17 protein-coding genes are annotated in these 24625 nt (G+C 58.6%); 10 read left to right on the top strand and 7 right to left on the bottom strand.

The features are described from left to right. Positions 1–117: 117 nt before the first annotated feature. From EXN68_RS18185 to EXN68_RS18170, 3 genes are all read right to left on the bottom strand, one after another. A complete protein-coding gene (locus tag EXN68_RS18185; protein ID WP_142842188.1) occupies positions 118–534 on the bottom strand; it encodes an RNA-binding S4 domain-containing protein in 417 nt (138 codons plus the stop codon). 4 nt (positions 535–538) lie between these two features. Beyond that, entirely contained in the window at positions 539–3634 is a 3096-nt protein-coding gene (locus EXN68_RS18180) for a helicase-related protein (protein WP_142842187.1), read from the bottom strand. A gap of 457 nt (positions 3635–4091) precedes the next feature. Continuing rightward, positions 4092–5336: a ubiquinone biosynthesis hydroxylase gene (locus EXN68_RS18170; RefSeq protein WP_142842379.1), complete on the bottom strand. Its 1245-nt coding sequence runs from the start codon at positions 5334–5336 to the stop codon at positions 4092–4094. 56 nt (positions 5337–5392) lie between these two features. On the opposite strand from EXN68_RS18170, the gene tesB reads away from it, so the two are divergent. From tesB to EXN68_RS18140, 6 genes are all read left to right on the top strand, one after another. After that, positions 5393–6277: an acyl-CoA thioesterase II gene (gene tesB, locus EXN68_RS18165; protein WP_142842186.1), complete on the top strand. Its 885-nt coding sequence runs from the start codon at positions 5393–5395 to the stop codon at positions 6275–6277. Between the two features lie 213 nt (positions 6278–6490). Next, complete coding sequence (locus tag EXN68_RS18160) at positions 6491–6841, top strand: P-II family nitrogen regulator (protein WP_019565993.1); 351 nt, start codon at positions 6491–6493, stop codon at positions 6839–6841. Positions 6842–6870: 29 nt separating this feature from the next. Beyond that, positions 6871–8217 (top strand): ammonium transporter, encoded by a 1347-nt coding sequence (locus EXN68_RS18155; RefSeq protein WP_142842185.1) that lies wholly within the window; start codon positions 6871–6873, stop codon positions 8215–8217. A 217-nt stretch (positions 8218–8434) separates the two neighbouring features. Further along, entirely contained in the window at positions 8435–11110 is a 2676-nt protein-coding gene (locus tag EXN68_RS18150; protein WP_161991383.1) for a DNA translocase FtsK, read from the top strand. 118 nt (positions 11111–11228) lie between these two features. Next, complete coding sequence (locus EXN68_RS18145) at positions 11229–11954, top strand: outer membrane lipoprotein carrier protein LolA (RefSeq protein ID WP_161991382.1); 726 nt, start codon at positions 11229–11231, stop codon at positions 11952–11954. Between the two features lie 162 nt (positions 11955–12116). Beyond that, on the top strand, positions 12117–12920 hold the full coding sequence (locus tag EXN68_RS18140; RefSeq protein ID WP_052818693.1) for an exodeoxyribonuclease III: 804 nt from the start codon (positions 12117–12119) through the stop codon (positions 12918–12920). Between the two features lie 21 nt (positions 12921–12941). Here EXN68_RS18140 and EXN68_RS18135 read toward each other — a convergent pair whose 3' ends face one another. Together EXN68_RS18135 and EXN68_RS18130 are read right to left on the bottom strand one after the other, a co-directional pair. Continuing rightward, complete coding sequence (locus EXN68_RS18135; RefSeq protein ID WP_046799641.1) at positions 12942–13397, bottom strand: cyclic nucleotide-binding domain-containing protein; 456 nt, start codon at positions 13395–13397, stop codon at positions 12942–12944. Positions 13398–13550: 153 nt separating this feature from the next. Beyond that, complete coding sequence (locus tag EXN68_RS18130) at positions 13551–14234, bottom strand: response regulator transcription factor (protein ID WP_003492637.1); 684 nt, start codon at positions 14232–14234, stop codon at positions 13551–13553. A 242-nt stretch (positions 14235–14476) separates the two neighbouring features. Between EXN68_RS18130 and EXN68_RS18125 the strand changes: the two genes are divergently transcribed. Next, positions 14477–15025, top strand: a complete 549-nt coding sequence (locus EXN68_RS18125) for a L,D-transpeptidase family protein (protein WP_193559534.1) — start codon at positions 14477–14479, stop codon at positions 15023–15025. 71 nt (positions 15026–15096) lie between these two features. On the opposite strand, the gene EXN68_RS18120 is transcribed toward EXN68_RS18125, so the two are convergent. Continuing rightward, complete coding sequence (locus tag EXN68_RS18120; protein WP_004444078.1) at positions 15097–15666, bottom strand: CarD family transcriptional regulator; 570 nt, start codon at positions 15664–15666, stop codon at positions 15097–15099. Positions 15667–16207: 541 nt separating this feature from the next. Between EXN68_RS18120 and EXN68_RS18115 the strand changes: the two genes are divergently transcribed. Both EXN68_RS18115 and EXN68_RS18110 read left to right on the top strand, forming a co-directional pair. Beyond that, positions 16208–20968 carry an NAD-glutamate dehydrogenase gene (locus EXN68_RS18115; protein WP_142842182.1) on the top strand — a complete coding sequence of 1587 codons (4761 nt, stop codon included), beginning with the start codon at positions 16208–16210 and terminating at the stop codon, positions 20966–20968. Positions 20969–21075: 107 nt separating this feature from the next. Beyond that, positions 21076–22452 carry an MFS transporter gene (locus EXN68_RS18110; RefSeq protein ID WP_142842181.1) on the top strand — a complete coding sequence of 459 codons (1377 nt, stop codon included), beginning with the start codon at positions 21076–21078 and terminating at the stop codon, positions 22450–22452. A gap of 61 nt (positions 22453–22513) precedes the next feature. Here the strand turns inward: EXN68_RS18110 and phaR are convergent, their stop codons facing one another. After that, positions 22514–23089, bottom strand: a complete 576-nt coding sequence (gene phaR, locus EXN68_RS18105; RefSeq protein WP_003520279.1) for a polyhydroxyalkanoate synthesis repressor PhaR — start codon at positions 23087–23089, stop codon at positions 22514–22516. A 242-nt stretch (positions 23090–23331) separates the two neighbouring features. On the opposite strand from phaR, the gene EXN68_RS18100 reads away from it, so the two are divergent. Next, on the top strand, positions 23332–24513 hold the full coding sequence (locus tag EXN68_RS18100; RefSeq protein WP_142842180.1) for an acetyl-CoA C-acetyltransferase: 1182 nt from the start codon (positions 23332–23334) through the stop codon (positions 24511–24513). Positions 24514–24625: the final 112 nt, after the last annotated feature.

The following is a 24625-nucleotide window of genomic DNA, read 5'->3' as shown; positions in this document are numbered from 1 at the left end:
AACACAAGCCGACGCCCGGAATTCAGACAGGGCAATTTCGCAAAGGACGTAATGCCTTTGACTTCAGATAGCAAGGATAAACAATTCTGAAAAACGGGTCCGGCCGGGAGGTTTATTCTAATCTTTGCTTCCGTCACTATCAGACAGAAACCTGTCGAGCGCCCGGCGCTCTTTTTTTGTCGGACGACCGCTGCCCGGTTCACGCATCGCCTGCTCCAGCGGACTAAACCGGTCGGATGGGTCGCGGGGCGGCGTCAGATCGTCATAGAGAAGTTTTGCTTCTTCGTAGGGTCCGCGCCGTGCCCCTCCGGACTTTACGACCAGCACCCTGTCCATGCGCTCGAAACCGATATCGAGCCTGTCACCCGCCTTTACCGTATGGCTGGGTTGGCGAATAGTGACACCGTTGACTTTGACGTGACCCGACTGGACGTAGCCCTGGGCAAGCGAACGGGATTTGGCCATGCGGGCAAAGAACAGCCACTTGTCCAGACGCTGACGCGCGCTCTCCAGTGGCTGTTCGTTGCTCCCCATGGGCTTACTTCTTCAGCTGCTCCTTGAGAGCAGCGAGCTTTGCGAAAGGCGAATCCGGATCGATCGGCTTCTCCTTGCGGGGTGGCTTGGCTTCGAACCGCTGCTGACCCTGCGGCTTTCCGCCGCGGTCGTTACGATCAGGCCTGTCCTTGCGCTCGCCACGATCCTGACGATCATTGCGATTGCCGCGATCAGGGCGTCCGCCATCACGCTTGCGCTCGCCCTCACCGCCGCGATTGGTAGCTTCGCGATTTGCCCCGTCACGATTTGCACCGTCACGATTGTCACGACGGCCTTCGCCACGACGCTCACCCTGCTCGCGAGCTCCCTGTTCACGACCATGACCGCGATTGCCGGGACGACGGTTGTCGCCGCGCTGGTTTTCATTGCGGCCACCAGGACGCCACAGAAGAACGGGCTTCGGCTCGGTTGCCTCAGCGCTTTCAGCGGGTACGGCTTCGCCAGCAGCAGCCTCCTCGCTGACAGCTTCCGCAACCGGCGCTTCTTCAGCGGCTTCGACTTCCGCAACAGCCACCGTCTCGGATGCCTGCTCTTCGGAAGCCGGCTCGTCCTGCTCGGTTTCAGCGCTTTCCTCGTCTGCCGTCACCTGATCGGCAATGGCCGGAGCAGCAGCCCCGGCCTGATTGGCGAGGAAGGCCTGCGCCTCTTCCGCCGTCACCTGATCGGCGCGGTAACCAAGACCCTTGAGGATCTCTTCCATGTCGTCAAGCGTTGCGCCGAGAATGGAAAGCATCGCGGTCGTCGTCGTGAAACGGCGGCCGTCATAAGCGCCTTCCGGACGCGGCTGCTGGCCGGGCTTCCACTGCAACAGCGGACGGATGAGATCGGCCAGGCGCTCGAGAATGTCGATACGAACGGCGCGCTTTCCAAGGAAACGGAAACCGGCAAGCTTGTAGAACATCCGCTCGAAAGCGGGATCGGTCACCACCGAGGTGCGGCCGGCGGCCAGAACCGGAATGAGATCGCCATAACCCGGCTTGCCGAGGCCGTCATTCTTCAGCGCCCAGAGCAGCGTGACAAGCTCGGCCGGAGCCGGCTTCAGCAGTGCAGGCAGGAAGACGTGATAGGCACCGAAACGCACGCCGTAGCGGCGCATGGAGGCACGTGCATCCTGATCCAGCGACTTCACGTCTTCGGTGACGTCACGGCGGAACAGAACGCCAAGATTTTCGACCAGCTGGAACGCCAGACCCTTCGCCAGACCCTGAAGGTCTTCGGCGCGCGAAATGTCATCCAGTGGCTTCAGCACGGTCGCAATCTGATGATTGACGAAACGTTCGACGCGCGCCAGCGCATGGTCACGGGCATTGCCGCTCAACTGTTCGTCGGCCAGCAGGATCACCCGCGGCTTCATGATGTTATCACCTGCCGAAAGGCGGGCCACCGGTTCGCCCAACCAGCGAACCAGACCATCGGAGCTCAAAGCGAGATCGCCGTTTCCACTGGCATGCAGACGCGCTGCACGCGCCTCGTATTCGAGAGCGAGCGCCTTCTGGGCCGCACCTTGCACGGCCTTCTGATCCGGCCCTTCCATTCCCGACACCGGCGTGAACCGGAATCCGGCCAATTGGCCGACGTGATGTCCTTCTACGAAGACATCACCATTTACACTGATTTCAGCTTCAAGCATCGCATTCTCTCTCAGGCGCCTCATGAGCACAGATGTCCTGCGATCAACAAAGCGTTTCGTCAACCTTTCATGTAGCGCATCGGACAATCGATCCTCGATTTCCCGCGTCTTTTCTTGCCAGTGTGTCGGATCGGCAAGCCATCCTGGGCGGTTCGATACATAAGTCCATGTTCTGATCTGCGCAATCCTCGCAGACAATGTATCGATCTCTCCATCCGTGCGGTCGGCGCGGCGCACCTGCTCAGCCATGAAATCTTCGTTCACCGCACCACGTTTCACGAGGTCGAAATAAAGCGTCGAGATCAGGTCGGCATGCTGGGCTGGCGCGATACGGCGATAGTCGGGAAGCGCGCAGGCCTCCCAGAGTTTTTCCACCCGCGCATCGCTCGTCGTCACGTCGATGATTTCGGGGTAACGCGACAGATATTCCAGCGCCTGCTGGTCGATGGCGGGTAAGGCTCGGGAAAGTCCCTGGATTGTCGGAGCGGCATCAAGGCTCAGGCGCAGATTGGCGATGGAGGAAAAATCGAAATTTTTCGTCCGCCATTGCAGCACTTTCACCGCATCGAATTGATGGGTTTCGATCCGCTCCACCAGCTCGTCGTCGAACGGATCGACGCGCCCCGTTACGCCGAAGGTGCCATCGCGGAGATGGCGGCCGGCGCGGCCGGCGATCTGGCCGATTTCGCCGGGATTGAGATTGCGGAACTGATAACCGTCGAATTTACGGTCCTGCGCAAAGGCGACATGATCGACATCGAGGTTGAGACCCATGCCGATGGCGTCGGTCGCCACCAGATATTCAACATCGCCGGACTGGTAGAGCCCGACCTGGGCGTTACGCGTACGCGGTGAGAGAGCGCCCATCACCACGGCCGCGCCGCCGCGCTGGCGGCGCACCAGCTCGGCGATGGCATAAACTTCTTCTGCCGAAAACGCGACGATTGCCGTGCGTTGCGGCAGGCGGGTAATCTTTTTCTGCCCTGCATAAAAGAGCTGCGACAGGCGTGGCCGCTCGACCACCGTAATTCCCGGCAGCAGCTTTTCAAGGATCGGGCGCATCGTGCCGGCACCCAGAAGCAGTGTTTCCTCCCGCCCGCGCAGATGCAGCACGCGGTCGGTGAAGATATGGCCGCGCTCCAGATCGCCGGCGAGCTGAACTTCGTCGATCGCGACAAAGGCGGCGGTCGTCTCGCGCGGCATGGCTTCCACGGTGCAGACGGAATATTTGGCTTTGGGAGGAGATATTTTTTCTTCGCCGGTAATCAGCGCCACGTTCGGCGCACCCACCTTCTCCACCAGGCGGGTATAAACCTCGCGCGCCAGAAGACGCAGCGGCAGGCCAATGACACCGCTGCCATGCGCGACCATCCGCTCGATCGCGTAGTGGGTCTTGCCGGTATTGGTGGGGCCGAGAACGGCCGTGACACCGCGGCCGCTCAGGATCATGGGGCGAAAATTCAACGTACTATCCGCGAATCGACTTCATCTGCTTGCCGTGCCCTGCGCCATCATGGACGTGGACACGCGCACCACACATGGCAACGCCCGTCGGCAAAGGCAATAGGCCTTGATTGCAAACTGATGCAAGATGCCTCATTCCCGCAATTTTCCATGCAGATTCAGCCGGTTAATCAAGAAAAAAGAATCCGGCGAAAACGGAATCAGGCGTGGCAAAGAACAGTCTGCGAACGAATCGAATACGAATCGCTGACTCACGGTGATTCAGCTTTTGTTCTCCGCAACATCTGGTTGGTGAAAGCACGGCCCATACAAGATTATGAATCCGGATAAGTCCTTGGCCGGATTCAGCTTTATGGCAAAACCTTCAGACAGAAAATACCGGAATCGACTGTCAAGCGGCAATCGCGGAAAAGCCGATCTGGAACCTGCGAAAGGTGCTGGATCAGAGCGTCTGGCCGCTAAGCAGGCGCGGCGCATTTGCATCCGTCGTGCCGGCTGCCTGACCGATGAAATAGGATTTCAGACCCGGCAAACGATCGACCACGCCAAGACCGAAATCGCGCATGATGCGGATGGGACCGACATCATTGGAGAAAAGCCGGTTAAGCACATCCGTCGTCACGCCCATTCGCAGCGTATCGAAACGCCGCCAGGACTGATAACGCTCCAGAACATTGAGAGAGCCTATATCGAGACCAAGACGATCGGCCTCAACCACGGTTTCGGCGAGAGCCGCGACGTCCTTGAAGCCGAGATTGAGACCCTGCCCCGAGATCGGGTGAATGCCATGCGCCGCATCGCCGGCAAGCGCAAAACGAGGGGCAACGAAGGAGCGCGCCAGCGTCAGGCCGAGGGGAAAGGCCCGGCGGGGCCCGACGGGGCGGATAGATCCGAGCTTATGGCCGAACCGGCGCTCGAGTTCCTCCTCAAACACCAGATCATCGGAGGCCACCAGCCTGTCGGCATCAGCCTTGCGTTCGGTCCAGACAAGCGACGACCGGTTTCCCTTGAGCGGCAGGATGGCGAAAGGTCCTGACGGCAGGAAATGCTCTTCCGCGCAGCCCTCATGTGGCCGCTCATGTTCGACAGTGGTGACGATACCGGCCTGGTCATAATCCCATTGCACGGTCTTGATGCCGGCCATATCTCTCAGCGCTGAGCGAACCCCGTCGCAGGCAATCAACAATCGTGCGTCGACAGATGAGCCGTCGGAAAGGCTGATTGCCGTCGATTGCGCACCCGCGGTAAAGCCGGAAACGCTGAGCCCGTGGCGGATTTCGATGCCGAGGCGGTCGCACAGGCCCCTCAGCGCCCCGACCATCGCAACATTCGGAACCATATGGGCAAACGGCCTGCCCTCTTCCACCGCTCCATCGAAGGTCAGAAACACCGGGCGAACCGGATCGGCAGTCTTCGAATCGGTGACGATCATCCTGTTGATGGGCTGCGCTTCAGGCTCGATTTCGCTCCATATGCCGAAGACGTCGAGCATGCGCGTGGCCGCCGCAATAATGGCGGAGGCGCGCACATCTTTCTTCCACACATCATCAGGAGCAGCCTCAATCACCTGCACATTGAGGTGCCCGGCCGCCTGCTTGATTGCGACAGCAACCGAAAGGCCGACATATCCGCCGCCTGCCACCACCACGTCCAGCATCGCGCTTCTCCTCAAATCTTGTGCACGCATCATAGCCGCACTATAGACCATGTGACATCTTCCTACAGCCGGAGCAGGTCGAAAAAATGTCGCATCCCTCGCAAACGTCAGACCCGATGGTCAATCTCATCGCCACGCTCGATCTCGAGAAGCTGGAAGAGAACCTGTTTCGCGGCGAAAGCCCGCAAATCGGCTGGCAGCGGGTTTTCGGCGGCCAGGTCATCGCTCAGGCCCTGATTGCGGCACAAAGAACGGTGGATGATAACCGCCAGGTGCATTCGCTGCACTCCTATTTCATGCGCCCCGGCGATCCGCTGGTGCCTATCGTCTACCAGGTGGAGCGTATCCGCGACGGCGCAAGCTTCTGCACCCGCCGCGTGGTCGCCATCCAGCATGGCAAGGCGATTTTTTCCATGTCGGCGTCGTTTCAGATCTTCGAGGACGGTTTTACCCATCAGATAAAAATGCCTGATGTGACGCCGCCCGAAAAACTGATGAGTGAAGAGCAGATGCAGGCAGCCTTTCTGGCCAAGGCGCCGGCTTCGATCCGGAACTACTGGAGCAACAAGCGGCCGATCGAGATACGACCGGTTTCACTGACCCATTATATCTCGAAGGAAAAACTGGAACCGCAGCAGGACATCTGGGTCCGCGCCGTTGGCGACGTGCCTGACAATCCGCGCCTGCAATCGGCCATTCTCGCCTATCTCTCGGACATGACCCTGCTAGACACCTCGCTTTATGCCCATGGCACGACGATCTTCGACCCATCCATTCAGGTGGCGAGCCTCGATCATGCCATGTGGTTCCATCGTCCCTGCCGGCTGGACGACTGGCTGCTCTATACGCAGGACAGCCCCAGCGCCTCAGGCGCCCGCGGCCTGACCCGTGGCAATATTTTCACCAGACAGGGTGAACTGGTCGCATCCGTGGCACAGGAAGGTCTGATCCGCAAAAGGGCAACTGATTAAATAATGTGCTTTTTTCAAAAACCGCACATTTAATAGACGAAAATTGCGCGTCTTCGTGCCCGTTTTTCAGACGCATGTCATATAAATTTTATATTTCAATAAGTTAGATGCCCCATCCAAAACTGGCACGCCCTTTGAATGTATGTCCGCAGTCGCTGTTACTGATCTGCCAGCGGCAAGGAGAGTCGGCTCCGTGCCGAGGACAAACAAAGGATGGGAAACCAGATGAAAATTGTGATGGCCATTATCAAGCCGTTCAAGCTGGATGAGGTGCGCGAAGCGCTCACCGGCGTCGGCATCCAGGGCCTGACCGTGACCGAAGTGAAGGGTTACGGACGCCAGAAGGGGCATACCGAGATTTATCGCGGCACGGAATATGCGGTGAGCTTCCTTCCCAAGCTGAAGATCGAGATCGCCGTCGCATCCGACGTCGTCGACAAGGCTGTCGAGGCGATCGCATCCGCGGCAAAGACCGGGCAGATCGGTGACGGCAAGATCTTCGTCTACTCTATCGAACAGGCCGTGCGCATCCGTACCGGCGAAACCAACACAGAAGCGCTTTGAAGCACGGCTGACAGGGGAGTTTTCTCGCTATGCAATTCAACAAGTTTTCAACACTCGGCAAGCTGGGCGCCGGTATGGCAGCCCTGATGGCCCCGGCCATCGCCTTTGCCCAGGATGCCGCGCCGGCAGCAGCAGCGGCACCCATTCCGGAAAAAGCCGACACAGCCTTCATGTATGTCGCGACGATCCTCGTGCTGTTCATGATCATTCCCGGTCTGGCGCTGTTTTACGGCGGCCTTGTCCGCACCAAGAACATGCTCTCCGTTCTCATGCAGTGCACGGTCGTTGCCGCAGTCATGATGCTCGTCTGGGTGATCTACGGTTACTCCTTCGCCTTCGGCGGCAGCACCGGTCCCTATTTCGGCGGCTTCGGCAAGCTGTTCCTGTCGGGCGTTTCGCTTGACAGCACCTCGGCAACCTTCTCTGAAGGCGTGGTGATCTACGAATATACCTTCATCGCCTTCCAGATGACCTTTGCGGCCATCACACCGGCGCTGATCGTTGGTGCGTTTGCTGAACGCGTCAAGTTCTCCGCCGTCATCCTCTTCACCATCCTGTGGGCCACCTTCGTCTACTTCCCGATTGCACACATGGTCTGGGACGCAAATGGCCTGATCTTCGGCATGGGCGCTCTCGACTTCGCCGGTGGCACGGTCGTTCACATCAATGCCGGTATTGCAGGTCTGATCGGCGCGATCATGGTCGGCAAGCGCACCGGCTTCGGCAAGGACATGATGGCACCCCACTCCATGACCCTGACGCTGGTCGGCGCAGCCATGCTGTGGTTCGGCTGGTTCGGCTTCAACGCCGGCTCCAACCTCGAAGCATCCGGCGGTGCGGTTCTCGCAACCATGAACACCTTCCTCGCAACGGCTGCCGCCATCGTTTCCTGGTCGCTGGTTGAAAGCTTCACCCGCGGCAAGGCCTCCATGCTGGGCGCCGCTTCGGGCATGATCGCCGGCCTCGTCGCCGTCACGCCTGCTGCCGGCTCTGTCGGCCCGATGGGTGCCATCGTTCTCGGCCTCATCGTCTCGCCGATCTGCTACTTCTTCGTCTCCGTGGTGAAGAACAAGTTCGGTTATGACGACACGGCCGACGTCTTCGGCGTGCACGGCATCGGCGGCATCATCGGCGCCCTCGGCACCGGCATCTTTACCTCGCCGCTGCTCGGCGGCACCGGCAAGGCGGACTTCTCCATTGCCTCGCAGGTCTGGACGCAGTTCGTCGCCGTCGCCATCACCATCGTCTGGTGCGCCATCGTCTCGGCGATCCTCTACAAGATCGTTGACGTGATCGTCGGCCTCAGAGTTCCGGTGGAAGCAGAACGCGAAGGTCTCGACCTCGCAACCCACGGCGAAGCCGCTTACCACTCCTGATATCTGGAAAAGGGGTTCTCCATCCCCTTTCCCAAAAGAAAGGCCCGTTTCGACGGGCCTTTTTCTTTGCCGCAAATCCGCCGAAGACGGCAAAAATCCGCATGGTTAACACGGCATTAACCAGCAAGCAGTTAGTTTTCCCTGTCAATCCGGGATCAGGTCAACTGCCGGATCTTGCCGAAACCACAAAAACGACGGGTTCAGGGACATGGGCAGAATGCAATCTCCGACATTCGATGGTCGCCACACGCGCTTCGTGCTGACGGCGTTTTTCGTGCGTCAGATCATGGCTCTGGCCGGTTTTGCCCTGCTTGCGACGATCGCGCTGGGCATTGCCGCTCTCGCCACATGGAATGTCGCCGATCCAAGCCTGTCCTATGCCACGGGGAACCAGCCCACCAATCTCCTGGGTTACGGCGGCGCCATCTTCGCCGATATCGTCATGCAGTTCCTCGGGCTTTCCGCAATCATTTCCCTTCTTCCGGTCATCGCCTGGGCAATCACCCTGATCGCCGGCCGCAAATTCAGCCGGCTACCCGCCCGCCTCGTCGCCTGGGTCGCAGGCACCATCGTCTGCGCCGCCTCGCTTGGCTGTTTTCCCGCCCCCGTCACCTGGCCGCTGCCAAACGGCATCGGCGGCGTCATCGGCGACATGATTCTCCGCTTTCCCGCCCTTTTCATCGGCGCTTACCCAACCGGCACCATTGCCACCGTGCTGGGCGTCATATTCGCAGCGCCCGCCGCCTGGCTGATGCTGTTTGCCGCAGGCGTTGTCGGCGGCCTGGAAGATGAACTCGAGCGGGAAGAACCGGCGCCGGTTGCGAGCAAGGCTCGCGCCGCGCGTGAGATTGAAGAGGATGACGAAGACGACGGTGAAGGCTTCTTCGCCAACATTCTCGCCTTCGGCGCGCTCACACATTACTGGTACACCACGCAGGCACGCTTACGCCGCCTGTTCGGCCTGAAGTCGAAGTCCCTGCACGATGAATTCGAACATCCCTACGATTTCAACGAATATGAATTCGGCACGCTGAACGAACCCTCACGCCTGAAGACCGCAATCAACCGCCTTGACCAGCGCTCCGAACCATCTTTCGAGGAACGTGCCGCATCACGCCGGCAGATGTCGCCTCCCTCCATCGCGCTCGATCACGATGGCGACATGGATGACGAAGCGTCTTTCGATGCGGATGGACGCCGTCTGCCGAGCGGCATCCTCTCGGGCGACGACAGTACCGACGAGGCCGATCAGAAATTCACGCCCAGACAGGCACCGGGACGCGGGCAGCCCAGAATAACCGCTGCCTCGGCACGGCCCAAACCCAGCGAACGCGTGGCAAGGGAAGCGCAGTCCTCGTTTATCGCCGCAGACGGCTTCCAGTTGCCCACCGTTCATCTTCTGGCGGAACCGAAGAACGTCGTGCGCGACAATATGCTGAGCGAAGAAGTACTTGAGCAGAATGCCCGCCTGCTGGAAGGGGTCCTTGAGGATTTCGGCGTCAAGGGCGAAATCATCCATGTCCGCCCCGGCCCTGTCGTCACGCTCTATGAACTGGAGCCGGCACCCGGCATCAAATCCTCGCGTGTCATCGGCCTTGCAGATGACATTGCCCGCTCCATGAGCGCGATTGCCGCCCGTGTCGCGGTTGTGCCCGGCCGCAACGCCATCGGCATCGAACTGCCGAACCAGACGCGCGAAACCGTGTTCCTGCGCGAACTGATTGGCAGCCGCGATTTCGAAAACAGCAAGGCCAAGCTCGCAATGGCGCTCGGCAAGACGATCGGTGGCGAGCCCGTCATCGCCGATCTCGCCAAGATGCCGCATCTTCTCGTCGCCGGCACCACCGGTTCGGGCAAGTCGGTCGCCATCAACACCATGATCCTGTCGCTGCTTTACCGCATGTCTCCAGAACAGTGCCGCCTGATCATGATCGACCCAAAAATGCTCGAACTCTCCATCTATGACGGCATTCCGCATCTGCTTTCCCCCGTTGTCACGGATCCCAAAAAGGCCGTCGTGGCCCTGAAATGGACGGTGCGCGAGATGGAGGAACGCTACAAGAAGATGTCGAAGATCGGCGTGCGCAATATCGACGGTTTTAACAGCCGCGTGCAGCAGGCACTCGACAAGGGCGAAATCCTCACCCGCACCGTGCAGACCGGCTTCGATCGCCAGACCGGCGAAGCGATGTACGAGACGGAAGAGTTCGATCTGAAGCCCCTGCCCTATATCGTCGTCATCATCGACGAAATGGCCGACCTGATGATGGTAGCGGGCAAAGACATCGAAGGCGCGGTGCAGCGCCTGGCGCAGATGGCGCGCGCCGCCGGCATCCATGTCATCATGGCCACCCAGCGTCCGTCCGTCGATGTCATCACCGGCACCATCAAGGCCAACTTCCCCACCCGTATCTCCTTCCAGGTGACCTCGAAGATCGATAGCCGCACCATTCTTGGAGAGCAGGGTGCCGAACAGCTGCTCGGCATGGGCGACATGCTCTACATGGCGGGCGGCGGGCGCATCCAGCGCGTGCACGGCCCCTTCGTTTCCGACAACGAGGTGGAGGAAATCGTCGCCTATCTGAAGACACAAGGCTCGCCGGAATATCTGGAGGCGATCACCGAGGAAGACGACGAGGATGGCGCTGGCAGCGGCCCGGCCGGCACTGGCAACTTCTCCGATTCCGAAGACCCCTATGACCAGGCTGTCGCCGTCGTGCTGAGGGACGGAAAAGCCTCCACCTCCTATGTGCAGCGACGTCTCGGCATCGGCTATAACCGCGCCGCCTCGCTGATCGAGCGCATGGAGCAGGAGGGCATCATCGGCCCCGCCAATCATGCCGGAAAACGCGAAATCCTCGTACCCACGGAAGCGGATATCATCGAGCGGTAATGGCATGCCCCCCCGAAAGGGCATAGCGGTTTCGGGATAACGACATGCACAAGGCAAAGGCCCGACGCCTCGCGCAACCAAGCGGCGCCAAGAAGCGTTATTACACGCTTCCAACGTCATGAAGCCGCCGCCTTTTATGCGGACAATCGCTGCGATGAAGGAGAACAGAATGAACGACCTCACCACCGGCGAAACGGCCACCGCAAGCGCACCTGAAAACGGGATGACGCGGCGTGGCGTGCTGACGGCATTTTCCATGGCCGCGGTCATGGCGGGCCTGTCGCCGCTTGACGCCTTTGCCCAGGCAGCCGGCAATGGCGCAACCGCGCAGAAAATCGCCAATCACTTCTCGTCGGTCAAAACCATGATGGGCGAATTTGTGCAGTTTGGCCCGCGCGGCGAACAGACCGGCGGCAAATTTTACATCGAACGGCCCGGCAAGCTTCGCTTCAATTATGAAGACCCCTCACCCATGCGGGTCATCGCCGATGGCAAGAATGTCGTCATCGGCAACATGAAGCTGAAGACATGGGATCTCTATCCGCTGTCCAAGACCCCTCTCAGCCTGCTTCTGTCCGACAAGATCGATCTCGGCAACCAGAAGGTCCGGGACGTGAAGGAAGAATCGGACCTGACCACCATCGTTTTGGGCGACAAGAGCATCTTCGGCGATTCGACCATCACCCTGATGTTCGACCCGAAAACCTTCGATCTCAGGCAATGGACGACGACCGATGCGCAGAACAAGGACACCACCGTCATGATCTTCAACGTGCAGACGGGTGTGAACCTCGATGAGCGCGTCTTCAACATCAACTATGAGGAAGTACGCAAGCGCGGCTGAGCACGCTCTATTTTTGAAAAACGGTTCGAAGGCGGCCTTCCGGTCGCCTTTTTCATTTTGCCGCTAAAATACATTCCCGTTTTCATCGCGATGTTATAAGCCTGCGCCCCGGAAACATGTCTCGAAACAACGGAGTTCGGGGCAGCAAACGCGGAGCACAGTATGTCGTTTTCGATAACCACTTGGAACATCAACTCTGTCCGGCTGAGAATGCCGATCGTTGAGCAGTTTCTGGTGCGTTACAAACCCGACATTCTTTGCCTGCAGGAAACGAAATGCCCGAATGGCGAGTTTCCGATGAAACCGCTGAAGGCACTGGGTTATGAGCACGTCATCATCCACGGCCAGAAGGGCTATCACGGTGTGGCGATTGCCTCGAAAATTCCGCTGACCGAAGATCACCGGCAGGACTATTGCGGTATTGGCGATGCGCGGCACATCTCGGCGATTTTTCAGGTCGGATCGCGCCGGGTGCGGCTGCACAATTTCTACGTTCCGGCCGGTGGCGACGAGCCAGATCGGTCGATCAATCCGAAGTTCGGCCACAAGCTCGATTTCATCGAGGAAATGAAGGCACTGCGCGCCGATGGCGTGCCTGGCACTTCCTCCATCCTTGTCGGCGATCTCAACATCGCACCGTTTGAAAATGACGTCTGGTCACACAAACAACTGCTGAAGATCGTCAGCCACACGCCTGTCGAAACCGACGGCATGCTCGATATCATGAAGCAGGGCAACTGGCTTGATCTGATGCGCCTGAACGTGCCGGAGACGGAAAAGATCTATACGTGGTGGAGCTACCGCGCCAAGGATTGGGAAGCGGCCAATCGTGGCCGGCGTCTCGACCATATCTGGTCGTCGCAGGATCTCGGCGCCTCGCTCGAAAAAATCGACATATTGCAGGAGGCGCGCGGCTGGAACCGGCCATCGGACCACGTTCCGGTTACGGCCCATTTCCGGTTCTGAAGCAGAGTTTTCCAGGCGGCCTCAAACGAAGCGGTTCTGTAAACGGGCCGCACCCGCCGCGAGCGCGGCGATATTGTCACGGATGCGTGCCGACACGATATCGGCAACCTCCGGAAACTCCTCCACCAGCCGGTGAAACAGGATACGCGTTATCCGGATGACTTCGGAATCCTCCGCCGCAACGGCAGTGAACTTCCGTTCACAGAGGGTAAAAAGGGCAAGTTCGGACAGAAGCGCTCCTTTGCCCGGTGTTGCCTGCAGTTCGGGTTTACCGTCCCGCCCCGCCGTAAAAAGCTCGAAATGGCCTGATGTCACCGCAAAGGCGCATTCCGCCGGTGAATGCTCCCGGAACAGCGTCTGGCCCGCCGATACCCTGCGGCGTTCCGCACCGAAGGCTATGAGCCGCAACTGATCGTCGCTGAACCCCGCAAACAACGGCACTTGCCCCAGCAGCATGATATCGTCCGTCAAGGCCATGTCGTTCGTTACTCCGGAAAACCGCCTGCATCACTATAGCGGTTTTCCAATATCAGCCTTCAAAATACAAGGTGTTAGAACGCCGCGTGCCTTTTCGGACGCGCGGCGTGAACCTTAAACTGCGACATATGGGGGACGTAGAGAGCGCACTGCTCAGGGTACGATCTTGTATCCGCCGTTCTCGGTGACCAGAATTTCAGCGTTGGAAGGGTCGCGTTCGATCTTCTGACGCAGACGATACACATGCGTTTCGAGCGTATGCGTCGTCACACCGGAATTATAACCCCAGACCTCTTCCAGCAGGACGTCGCGGGTAACAACGGCGCTGCCAGCACGGTAGAGATAACGGATGATCGCCGCTTCCTTTTCCGTCAACCGGATTTTCTTGCCGTCTTCGGTCGTCAAGAGCTTCTGGCTGGGCTTGAACTGATAGGGACCAACGGTGAAAACCGCATCCTCGCTCTGTTCATATTGACGCAGCTGCGCCCGAATGCGCGCCAGAAGCACGGCAAAGCGGAACGGCTTCGTCACGTAATCATTGGCGCCTGCTTCAAGCCCGAGAATCGTGTCGGAATCGGTGTCATGGCCGGTCAGCATGATGATCGGCGCTTTGAAGCCGCCCTTGCGCAACAGCTTCACGGCCTCTCGGCCGTCCATGTCCGGAAGGCCGACATCCATGATGAGGAGATCAACCTGGGCGGTCTTGGCGGTCTGCATCGCCTGCGCGGCATTTGCACCGCTCAGTAGTGAGAATTCCTCGTAGGGAGACAATTGCTCGGTCAGCGTCTCCCGAAGATCGTCGTCATCGTCCACCAGAAGGATAGTGCGAGCCGTCATTCGGATTCTCAGCCTTTCTTACTTTAGCGCCTCGGCTCAAAAAATCGGGCTCGATTTTAGGGAAGCACGATGCCTAGTTTAAAAGAGTTAGAGCGTTCGCTATGCATCGATAATGACGCGCGGCGCTCTAATTATCAGCCAATTCAGCGGTTTGCCGGTAAAAGGTCAACCCATTGCCATGATATAACGAAGTGCTATGACTTCACGTTAAATAACCTGCAAAGCAAAATCTCGTGAAAAACATGAGCAAACCCTCGCCAAGACAACGTAAACGCGCATCAACGCTCGTGGTTCGGCCGGCTCCGTCAAAAATCAGCCGTGCCATTGTCCAGCTCGGACACCTCACCTTTCCCGCCGCAATCGGGCGCAACGGCCGCACCGCGATGAAACGCGAGGGAGACGGCAAATCACCCATTTCCCTCACCCGCCTGCTGCACGGATTTTATCGCGGCGACCGTAATACCGGCATCACCACAACATTGCCGATGCAGCGGACGCGCGGGTCCATGCTGTGGTGCGACGAACCCCGTAACGCCAATTACAACAGGCTGGTCAAAGCGCCCTTTGCGCCAAGCCATGAGGAAATGATGCGCAAGGACGGTCTCTACGACGTTTGCTTGGTGCTTGACTGGAACATCACCTCGAGAAGCCGCAACCGAGGCTCGGCGATCTTCATGCATTTGATCCGCCCGGGATATGAGCCGACTGCTGGCTGCGTCGCCCTGCACGCCAGAGACATGCGGCGTATTCTGCCGCATATGCGCAAGGGGACGAAAATTCGCATCCTTTGAGATGCATCCTGCAATCGGACAACAAAAAACCCGCCATTCCGGCGGGTTTTTTTAGAAAGGAGAAGCCTGTATTAAGCGGCTTCGTCCTGAGAATCGTCCTCTTCAACAGCCTTGCCACGCTTGGGGCCTTTGGCAAGGTTGACTTCCACCAGGCGAACAGCCTCGGTTTCGGACATCTTGTTGACGGCGGCAATTTCGCGCGCCATGCGATCGAGAGCAGCTTCATAAAGCTGACGCTCGGAATAGGACTGCTCCGGCTGATTTTCGGCACGGTAAAGATCGCGCACCACTTCCGCGATTGCGATAAGATCGCCGGAATTGATTTTCGCATCATATTCCTGGGCGCGGCGCGACCACATGGTACGCTTCACGCGTGCCTTGCCCTGCACCACTTTCAGCGCCCGCTCGACAAAATCGCCTTCGGAAAGCTTACGCATGCCGATGCTGACAGCTTTGGCGACGGGAACTTTAAGACGCATCTTGTCTTTTTCGAAATCGATGACAAAAAGCTCAAGCTTCATGCCGGCAACTTCTTGTTCCTCGATTGCAGAAATGGTACCGACACCATGAGCGGGATACACAATCGCTTCACCGGTCTTGAAACCGTGATGTGCTGGAGATTTCTTCTGCTGGGTCGTCATTCGTTCTAAAAACTCCCTGTTACATACCCGGCAATGCCGGGGTTGGGTCGGTCAGGCCCTGATGAGACGGGGGAACCGTCAGGTGACTCCGCACTGGTCCAGCCGTGCGCGCAAAAAAACACCTTCCCGTCTTGCGGGGTTCGATAACGTAAACGCTCGATATGTCACGGAAACCGCGTGCAAAAGAGGTGTTGCTTTCGTGGTGTTTTTGGGCACACAAATGCCACGCTGTGGATCAGTGTCGTTGGTGTACCACAAAAATAGGCGCAAATCAATAATTTGCTTCGACCGTGGCCGCAACATCACATGGCGGCTCAATAACCGCCTAAAAATTAGCCGCTAAAATACTGTCAAATGCTTCGCGACAGACCCTCATGGCAAAAGAAGCAAAAAAATTTCACTTACCGACCAAAGAAATACGAAAGCCTCTTAAACTCTTCGTAATTCCACGCCAATATCCGATTCGACTGAAAAGGCAAAATCCGTAAATTGACGATGCTTTTTTACATTAAAGTGTGATTTTTGGAGGAATCCACGTCAAATGGGCTACAGAAATAATCCAAAACGCGAAAAACAGATCGAAAAAGCGCGCCAGCAGGCAGTTGCCGAAAATGTCCAATTTCTTGATCCAGGTATTCTTTATGGAAGGGCAAGTGCCGACGATATAGAATATTATTCCGCCGAGATGCTGGCGGCGAGCGCGGCTCACAGTTTCCAGGCGCTGTCGCATTGGTCCGGAGAGACGCCCCACATCAGCATTGCTCAGGTAGAAGGTGTTTCGCCGCGCGAGATTCCGGTAACGGTCCTGACCATTATCGGCCGCAACATGCCTTTCCTTTATGATTCTGTCATGGGCGAGGTCACCAGCACTTATCGCGGCCTTTACCTCGCAGTGCATCCCATACTCGTGCGCGATGACGAGGCGCAGGGGGGTTATCGCCTCGCGGAACCCGAGGATGATCCCGCTGACAATATCAGCCTCATACAGTTGCATATTGCGCCGCTGACACAGCAGGCCGCCGCAACGCTGGAAGAACGGCTGCGCTTTGTTCTCACACAGGTGCAATCCGCCTATCGTGACTGGCGGCCGATGCTGGCGAAGCTTGACGAGGCGCTGGACGAATTGTCCAAGCGCGGCTCTTCACGGCGCAAGACCGAGCGTACGGAAGCAGTCGAATTCCTCAACTGGCTTCGTAATGACAATTTCACCTTCCTCGGCATGCGGGATTACACCTATTCCGGCAAGGGGAAGCACGCCAAGATCGAACGCGGTGACGGCGTCGGCCTGGGCAGCCTCAGCGATCCGGATGTACGCGTGCTACGCCTCGGCAAAAATGCCGTGACGACGACGCCTGAGATCCTTGCCTTCCTTGATGGCCCGGATTTCCTCATCGTCACCAAGGCCAACGTAAAATCGATCGTGCACCGTCGTGCCTATATGGATTACATCGGCATCAAGCGCTTTGACGAGGACGGCAACGTCATCGGCGAATTGCGCATCGTTGGCCTTTTCACCGCGACTGCCTATACACGTTCGGTCAAGCAGATTCCGCTGCTGCGCGCCAAGGTCGCGGATGTCGAGCGGCATTTCGGCTTCGATCCGAACAGCCACTCCGGCCGCATCCTGCAGAACACGCTGGAAGCCTATCCCCGTGACGATCTCTTCCAGATCGAGACGGATCTTCTGATCCGCTTCATCGAGCAGATCATGGAACTGAGCGACCGGCCGCGTGTACGCGTGCTTGCCCGTATCGACCGGTTCGACCGGTTTGTTTCAGCGATCATCTTCGTGCCGCGTGAGGAGTACAATTCTTATGTCCGCGAGAAGATCGGCGATTATCTGAGCAAGGTCTATGACGGGCATATTTCCGCCTATTATCCCGCCTTCCCGGAAGGCGCCGTTGCCCGCGTTCACTTCATCGTCGGCCGCACGGAAGGCAAGACGCCGCGCATCGCTCAGGACAGGCTGGAAGACGCCGTCAGCGATATTGCAGCACGCTGGATAGACCACCTCGTCACCCTGTCCGAACCGGGTGCACCGGTGCTGGCGGTCGATCAGGCCTATCAGGAAGCCTTCACGCCTGAAGAAGCGATCGGCGACATGCCTGATATTCTGGCAGCTGCCAATGGCGAGCCGGTCCGCATTGAATTCTACCAGCAGGATGGCCAGTCCTCCGACACGCTGTCGCTGAAGATTTTCCACCGCGACGGCCACCTACCGCTTTCGCGCCGCGTGCCGCTGCTGGAAAATCTGGGCTTCAACGTCATCAGCGAACGTACCTTCGATATCGGGGTCGTTTCAGATGACGGAAAGCGCGACATCGTGCTGCACGACATGGAGCTATCCGTCGCGGCGGGCACGACACTCGACCTGCCGCATTACGGGCCGAAACTCGAGGAGGCCTTCCTTGCTGCCTTTTCGGCCAAGGTTGATAATGACAACTTCAATCGGCTGATCCTCGCCTGCGGCCTGTCCGTGCGCGAAGTCTCCGTTTTGCGCGCCTATGCACGCTATCTCCGTCAGACCGGCATTGTTTATTCGCAGGAGCATATCTCCGAAACGCTCTTCAAATATCCGGCCATTTCCCGCAATATTTTCGCGCTGTTCAAGGCTGGCTTCGACCCGTCTGTCGACGAAAAGAAGCGGCTGAAAAAACTCTCTGAAATACACAAAGCGATCGAAGCGGCACTGAGCAGCGTTCCCAATCTCGATGAAGACCGCACGCTGAGACGTTACGTCAACGCCATCGATGCGACGCTGCGCACCAACTACTTCCAGAAAAATGTCGACGGTACGCCAAGAGACCTCCTGGCGTTCAAGTTCGATCCCAAGCACCTGGACGGCCTGCCCGACCCACGGCCTTTCCGCGAAATCTTCGTCTACGGAACAGAGGTCGAAGGCGTGCATCTGCGCTTCGGCAAGGTTGCACGCGGCGGTCTGCGCTGGTCGGATCGCGGCCAGGATTACCGCACCGAAGTGCTCGGCCTCGTGAAGGCGCAGCAGGTCAAGAATGCGGTGATCGTGCCGGTTGGCGCCAAGGGCGGTTTCTTCCCGAAGAACCTTCCCGCCGGCGGCTCCCGCGATGAAGTCTTTAATGCCGGCCGCGAGGCCTACAAGACCTATATTCGCACCCTGCTCTCCATCACCGACAATATCGTCGATGACGCCATCATACCGCCTGCCGATACGCTGCGGCTGGACGGTGATGACCCCTATTTCGTCGTTGCTGCAGACAAGGGGACGGCGACATTCTCCGATACGGCAAACGGCCTTGCCCACGACGCCGGCTTCTGGCTGGACGATGCCTTCGCATCGGGCGGTTCCGCCGGTTATGACCACAAGAAAATGGGCATCACCGCACGCGGCGCATGGGAAACGGTAAAGCGCCATTTCCGTGAAATGGACACCGACATCCAGACCACGCCGTTCACCGTGGCCGGTGTGGGTGACATGTCCGGTGACGTCTTCGGCAATGGCATGCTGCTGTCGGAAAAGATCAGGCTCATCGCCGCCTTCGATCACCGCGACATCTTCATCGATCCGGACCCCGATACCGACAGGTCCTTTGCAGAGCGCAAGCGGCTTTTCGAACTGCCGCGCTCCAGCTGGCAGGATTATGACCGCTCGGCCCTATCCGCCGGTGCGATGATCATCTCGCGTTCCGAAAAATCCGTGACGCTGACGCCGGAAGCCGTGGCTGCCATCGGCATCGACAAATCCGTCGCCACGCCCTTCGAGATCATGACCGCCATTCTGAAGGCGCCGACCGATCTCCTCTGGTTCGGCGGCATCGGCACCTATATCAAGGCGGCGGTGGAAACCAATGCCGAGGTGGGTGACAGGGCGAACGACCCGATCCGTGTCAACGCCACCGAACTGCGCGCCAAGGTCATCGGCGAAGGCGCCAATCTGGGCATCACCCAGAAGGGCCGCATTGCCTATGCGCTTTCGGGCGGACGTTGCAACTCCGATGCCATCGACAACTCGGCCGGGGTGAACTCCTCCGACGTCGAGGTCAACATCAAGATCGCCCTCGCCTCCGCCGTCAATACCGGTCGCCTGACGATGCCGAAGCGCAATCAGCTTCTCGCCTCCATGACGCCGGAAGTGGCGCAGCTGGTGCTGCGCAATAACTACCTGCAATCGCTGGCGATCTCGCTGACGGAACGGCTGGGGCTCGCAAACCGCGAAGAGCTTGGCCGCCTGATGAGTGCGCTGGAGGCAACCGGACAGCTGAACCGCAAGGTGGAAACCCTGCCTGATAATGCCGAGTTCAGCGAAAGATATGCCTCTGGCAAGCCGCTGACCCGACCGGAAATCGGTGTGCTTCTGTCTTATGCCAAGCTGACGCTGTTCGACGCACTGGTGGCGAGCCCGCTGCCGGATGAGCCTTATCTCCAGCATCTGCTCGTCGACTATTTCCCGGCCAAGATGCAGAAGAACTATGCCGACGATATCAAGGCGCATCGCCTGCACCGCGAGATCGTTGCAACCGCGCTCGCCAACGCCGTGGTCAACCGCGGTGGACCGGGCTTCGTGCAGAAACTTGGCGATGCAAGCGGTCTTCTCGCAGCTGACGTCGTCAAGGCGGCCGTCATTGTCGAAGATGGTTTCGGCCTCAAACGTCTGTGGAGTGAGGTCGACGCGCTTGATGGCAAGATCGGTGGGCAAGTCCAGAACGGGCTTTATGCCACCATCGCCCGCATCTTCTCCGATGCAAGCAGGCTATACCTGCAGACCCGAAGCGCCGGCGCTGCAACAGGCGACATGGCGACCGAGATCGAGCGACTGAAAACCGCCATCAAGACGCTGTCGCCGGCAGCGGCGAAATATCGTCGCGAGCTTGGCGTCACGGAAATCGACGGCGTTCCGGCCGCCCTTCTGGAAGAGCTGGATACGCTTTCCCTGCTGGTCTATGTGCCCGAGATCATGCGTATCGCCGAAAGTGCGGGCACGACGCTTGCCCGCGCCGCCGAAAGCTATGCCACCGTTTCGTCGACCTTCCGTGTGGCACGCCTGCTGGATGCCAGCCAGCGCATCGCACCGGCCGATCATTACGAGAGCCTGGCTCTTCTGCGCAGCCAGGACCAGATCTCCTCCTCCCGACGCCGGATCGTCATCTCTGCGCTGACGGAATATGCAAAGGAGAAAGATCCGGTTCAGGCCTGGTATGCCGCCGACCGCGTGCGGGTGAACCGCATCGTCTCCGAGCTGGGCGCGCTCAGTGAAAGCGGCGATACCAACCTTGCCCGCCTGACAGTGGCGGCCGGGTTGCTTGGCGATATCGTTCAGGCACGCTGATCGGCACTCTTAAAAACGCCATCCGGTTATCGACCCGGATGGCGAAAAACCAAGCGGATGACCGGCATCCCGCACTCTATCCTCCCGATTATCCGATAGGACGATGAATGACTGTCCCCTCCCAAAACGCGGAAACAGTGGTTGCCAAACGCGGCATCTGGGGCTGGGTCATGTTCGACTGGGCGGCGCAGCCGTTTTTCACCGTCGTCACCACGTTCGTTTTCGGGCCTTATTTTGTCGCCCGTCTTACCGATGATCCGATTGCCGCGCAGGCGACATGGAGCAATATGGCGACGGTCTCCTCGATCATCATCGCCCTCTTCTCACCCATCCTCGGCTCCATCGCTGATCAATCCGGCGCGCGCAAACCGTGGATCGCCTTTTTTGCCGTCATCAAGATCGTCAGCCTGTTTTTCCTCTGGTTTGCAGCGCCGGGCTCAACGCTTATCCTGCCGATCATCTGCATGATCCTTGCCTCCATCGCGGCGGAATTTTCGATTGTCTTCAACGATTCCATGATGCCGCGACTGACCAACCCGCAAAATGTCGGCCGCATTTCCAATCTCGCCTGGGGACTGGGTTATCTCGGCGGCATGGTGGTGCTGATTGCGGTGGTGACGCTTCTGGCCGCAAGCCCACAGACCGGGCTGACCATCGCCGGCATCAAGCCGCTTTTCGGTCTCGACCCGGCAACCGGTGAGGACGCCAGAATAACCGGCCCGCTCGCCGCGCTCTGGTACCTCATCTTCATTCTGCCGATGTTTCTGTTGACCCCGGACGCCGAAAAAGGCCTGCCTTTCAAGGCAGCAATCCGTTCGGGGCTGGGGGAACTGAAGATCACGCTCCGCGAGCTGCGCTACCGCCCCGTGCTTTTGCGGTTCCTGATCGCGCGCATGCTTTATCAGGATGGCGTCAATGGTGTTCTCATACTGGGCGGAGCATTTGCCGCCGGCATGTTTGGCTGGGCGACGATGGAAATCGGCCTCTTCGGCATCCTCCTCAACGTCGTCGCCATCGCGGGCTGTTTTGCCGCCGGGCGGGTCGATCACAAACTCGGATCGCGCATCACCATCCTCATCAGCCTGGTGTTGCTGCTACTCGCCACGCTCGGCATCGTCTCCACGGAAAAGGGCTCGACCCTGTTTGGCTGGATACAATTATCGACGGCGGACGATGGCGGCATCTTCGCGACAGGCGCGGAAAAAGCCTATCTGCTCTATGGCGTTTTGATCGGCCTTGCCTTCGGCCCCGTCCAGGCATCGTCCCGCTCTTATCTCGCCCGCAATATCACTGTTGCAGAAGCGGGCCGTTATTTCGGCATCTATGCGCTTTCCGGACGCGCCACGAGTTTCATGGCGACGCTGTCATTTTCCATAGCAACCTACATAAGCGGTTCCGCCCATATCGGCATGGCCACGCTTATCTTGTTCCTGGGAGCTGGATTTCTGCTGTTGCTGCGCGTGCCGGAAAGAACGGCAGGCTGAAACTTCGACGCAGCAGCCGATGCGGTTGATCAAACCCGGCATCGGCCCGCACAGAACAGGATCAGAGCTGATCGAGTTTTTGCTGCAATGCGCGCAGCTGCGCCTTCAGCTCGTCGATTTCGGACGCGTTCGGCTTGCGGGTTTCCTTCGGCGCCTGCGGCATTGCGAAAGGCGTAAAACCCTGCATCGCCTGCCGGAACAGTTCCGTATTGCGGCGGATCTGCTCTTCCATCATTTGCAGCGGCGCCTGAAAATTGCGGGCAAGCGAGCCGTCGCCGAACGCCTTGGCCATATGCTCCTGCATCTGGCTCTGCTGGTCCGAGAATGTCTTCATCGAATGTTCGAGAAATGTCGGCACGACCATCTGCATCTGGTCGCCATAATAGGAGATCAACTGCCGCAGAAACGCCGTCGGCAGCAACGTATTGCCGGTTTTGGCCTCCTGTTCGACGATGATCTGCGTCAGAACCGCATGGGTGATGTCTTCGGACGACTTGGCGTCCTGAACCTTGAAGTCCTCACCGCGCTTGACCATCTGCGCGAGATCATCGAGCGTCACATAGGTGCTCGTGCCGGTATTATAGAGCCGCCGGTTGGCGTATTTTTTAATGATTGTTTCGCCGTCGTGTTTCGCCATGCCCGCCTCCTCGCGATGATGGTATTTTCTTTTTTTTGGTCTTTGTGCTCTTCCCGGCGCAAAGTGTATGCGCAAAACGAGCCCTCTGACAAATGTTTTGTGCATCGCAACAGTTTGTTTTTTGCGCAGCAATTTTTCGCAAGATTCCCGGGTGATTTAGCAACATCTTTTAAAGCAACTTTCGGCATTTGACTTGTATTGAAAGCTTTGCCAGTCTCCGCCCGCATGTGAGGAGAATAGAGATGACCCTGCCTTCAATCGTGATTGCCAGCGCCGCGCGCACCGCCGTCGGTTCCTTCAATGGCCACTTCGCCAACACACCCGCCCACGAGCTGGGGGCAACCGTCATCAACGCCGTGCTAGAGCGCGCGGGTGTTACGGCAAACGAAGTTGATGAAGTCATTCTCGGTCAGGTACTGACGGCAGGCGAAGGGCAGAACCCGGCGCGGCAGGCGGCCATGAAAGCCGGCATTCCGCAGGAGGCGACCGCCTTCGGTCTCAACCAGCTCTGCGGCTCCGGCCTGCGCGCCGTCGCCCTCGGCATGCAGCAGATCGTTACCGGCGACGCGGCCATCATCATTGCCGGCGGTCAGGAATCCATGTCCATGGCCCCCCATTGCGCACATTTGCGCGGCGGCGTGAAAATGGGTGATTTCAAGATGATCGACACCATGCTGAAAGACGGCCTGACCGATGCCTTCTATGGCTATCACATGGGCATCACTGCCGAGAACATCGCCCGCCAATGGCAACTTTCCCGCGATGAACAGGATCAATTTGCTGTCGCATCGCAAAACAAGGCTGAAGCCGCACAGAATGCCGGCCGTTTCGCCGATGAAATCGTCGCCTTCACGGTCAAAGGCCGCAAGGCTGATATCATCATCGATGCAGACGAACATATCCGCGCCGGCGCTTCGCTGGAAACCATGGCGAAGCTTCGCCCTGCCTTCGACAAGGAAGGCACGGTGACAGCAGGCAATGCCTCCGGCCTGAATGACGGAGCAGCCGCCACACTTTTGATGTCGGAACAGGAAGCGGCAAAACGCGGCATCAAGCCGCTGGCGCGTATCGCCTCCTGGGCAACGGCGGGCGTTGATCCACAGATCATGGGCACCGGCCCCATTCCCGCCTCCCGCAAGGCGCTGGCCAAGGCCGGCTGGTCGATCAATGATATCGGCCTTGTCGAAGCCAACGAAGCCTTTGCCGCCCAATCCTGTGCGGTCGTGCGCGAGTTGGGCCTCGATCCTGATATCGTCAACGTCAATGGTGGTGCAATCGCCATCGGCCATCCGATCGGCGCTTCCGGTGCGCGTGTCCTCAACACCCTCATTTACGAGATGCGCCGCCGCAACGTGTCCAAGGGCCTTGCGACACTCTGCATCGGTGGTGGCATGGGTGTTGCCATGTGCATTGAGGCGCTCTGAAACGGCTGTACGGCTTTCCAAAAATCAATTCCTGTTCGGCGAACAATAGGGTAGAAGCGGCCTCCCATTGGCCGTATTTCTGTGGCCGTTGAGCACGGCAAAAGCAGTTCAG

This window comes from Martinezella rhizogenes (assembly GCF_007002745.1).
Taxonomy (GTDB): Bacteria; Pseudomonadota; Alphaproteobacteria; order Rhizobiales; family Rhizobiaceae; genus Agrobacterium; species Agrobacterium cucumeris.
Note: the sequence above shows the minus strand (reverse complement) of the source record. Positions and strands in the feature narration are given on the sequence as shown.

Bases quoted from the DNA above. Each gene is read 5' to 3' on its own strand.
- EXN68_RS18185 (WP_142842188.1), bottom strand. From the start codon at position 534: ATGGGGAGCAACGAACAGCCACTGGAGAGCGCGCGTCAGCGTCTGGAC.
- EXN68_RS18180 (WP_142842187.1), bottom strand. From the start codon at position 3,634: ATGATCCTGAGCGGCCGCGGTGTCACGGCCGTTCTCGGCCCCACCAAT.
- EXN68_RS18170 (WP_142842379.1), bottom strand. From the start codon at position 5,336: ATGCGTGCACAAGATTTGAGGAGAAGCGCGATGCTGGACGTGGTGGTG.
- tesB (WP_142842186.1), top strand. From the start codon at position 5,393: ATGTCGCATCCCTCGCAAACGTCAGACCCGATGGTCAATCTCATCGCC.
- EXN68_RS18160 (WP_019565993.1), top strand. From the start codon at position 6,491: ATGGGAAACCAGATGAAAATTGTGATGGCCATTATCAAGCCGTTCAAG.
- EXN68_RS18155 (WP_142842185.1), top strand. From the start codon at position 6,871: ATGCAATTCAACAAGTTTTCAACACTCGGCAAGCTGGGCGCCGGTATG.
- EXN68_RS18150 (WP_161991383.1), top strand. From the start codon at position 8,435: ATGCAATCTCCGACATTCGATGGTCGCCACACGCGCTTCGTGCTGACG.
- EXN68_RS18145 (WP_161991382.1), top strand. From the start codon at position 11,229: ATGAAGCCGCCGCCTTTTATGCGGACAATCGCTGCGATGAAGGAGAAC.
- EXN68_RS18140 (WP_052818693.1), top strand. From the start codon at position 12,117: ATGTCGTTTTCGATAACCACTTGGAACATCAACTCTGTCCGGCTGAGA.
- EXN68_RS18135 (WP_046799641.1), bottom strand. From the start codon at position 13,397: ATGGCCTTGACGGACGATATCATGCTGCTGGGGCAAGTGCCGTTGTTT.
- EXN68_RS18130 (WP_003492637.1), bottom strand. From the start codon at position 14,234: ATGACGGCTCGCACTATCCTTCTGGTGGACGATGACGACGATCTTCGG.
- EXN68_RS18125 (WP_193559534.1), top strand. From the start codon at position 14,477: ATGAGCAAACCCTCGCCAAGACAACGTAAACGCGCATCAACGCTCGTG.
- EXN68_RS18120 (WP_004444078.1), bottom strand. From the start codon at position 15,666: ATGACGACCCAGCAGAAGAAATCTCCAGCACATCACGGTTTCAAGACC.
- EXN68_RS18115 (WP_142842182.1), top strand. From the start codon at position 16,208: ATGGGCTACAGAAATAATCCAAAACGCGAAAAACAGATCGAAAAAGCG.
- EXN68_RS18110 (WP_142842181.1), top strand. From the start codon at position 21,076: ATGACTGTCCCCTCCCAAAACGCGGAAACAGTGGTTGCCAAACGCGGC.
- phaR (WP_003520279.1), bottom strand. From the start codon at position 23,089: ATGGCGAAACACGACGGCGAAACAATCATTAAAAAATACGCCAACCGG.
- EXN68_RS18100 (WP_142842180.1), top strand. From the start codon at position 23,332: ATGACCCTGCCTTCAATCGTGATTGCCAGCGCCGCGCGCACCGCCGTC.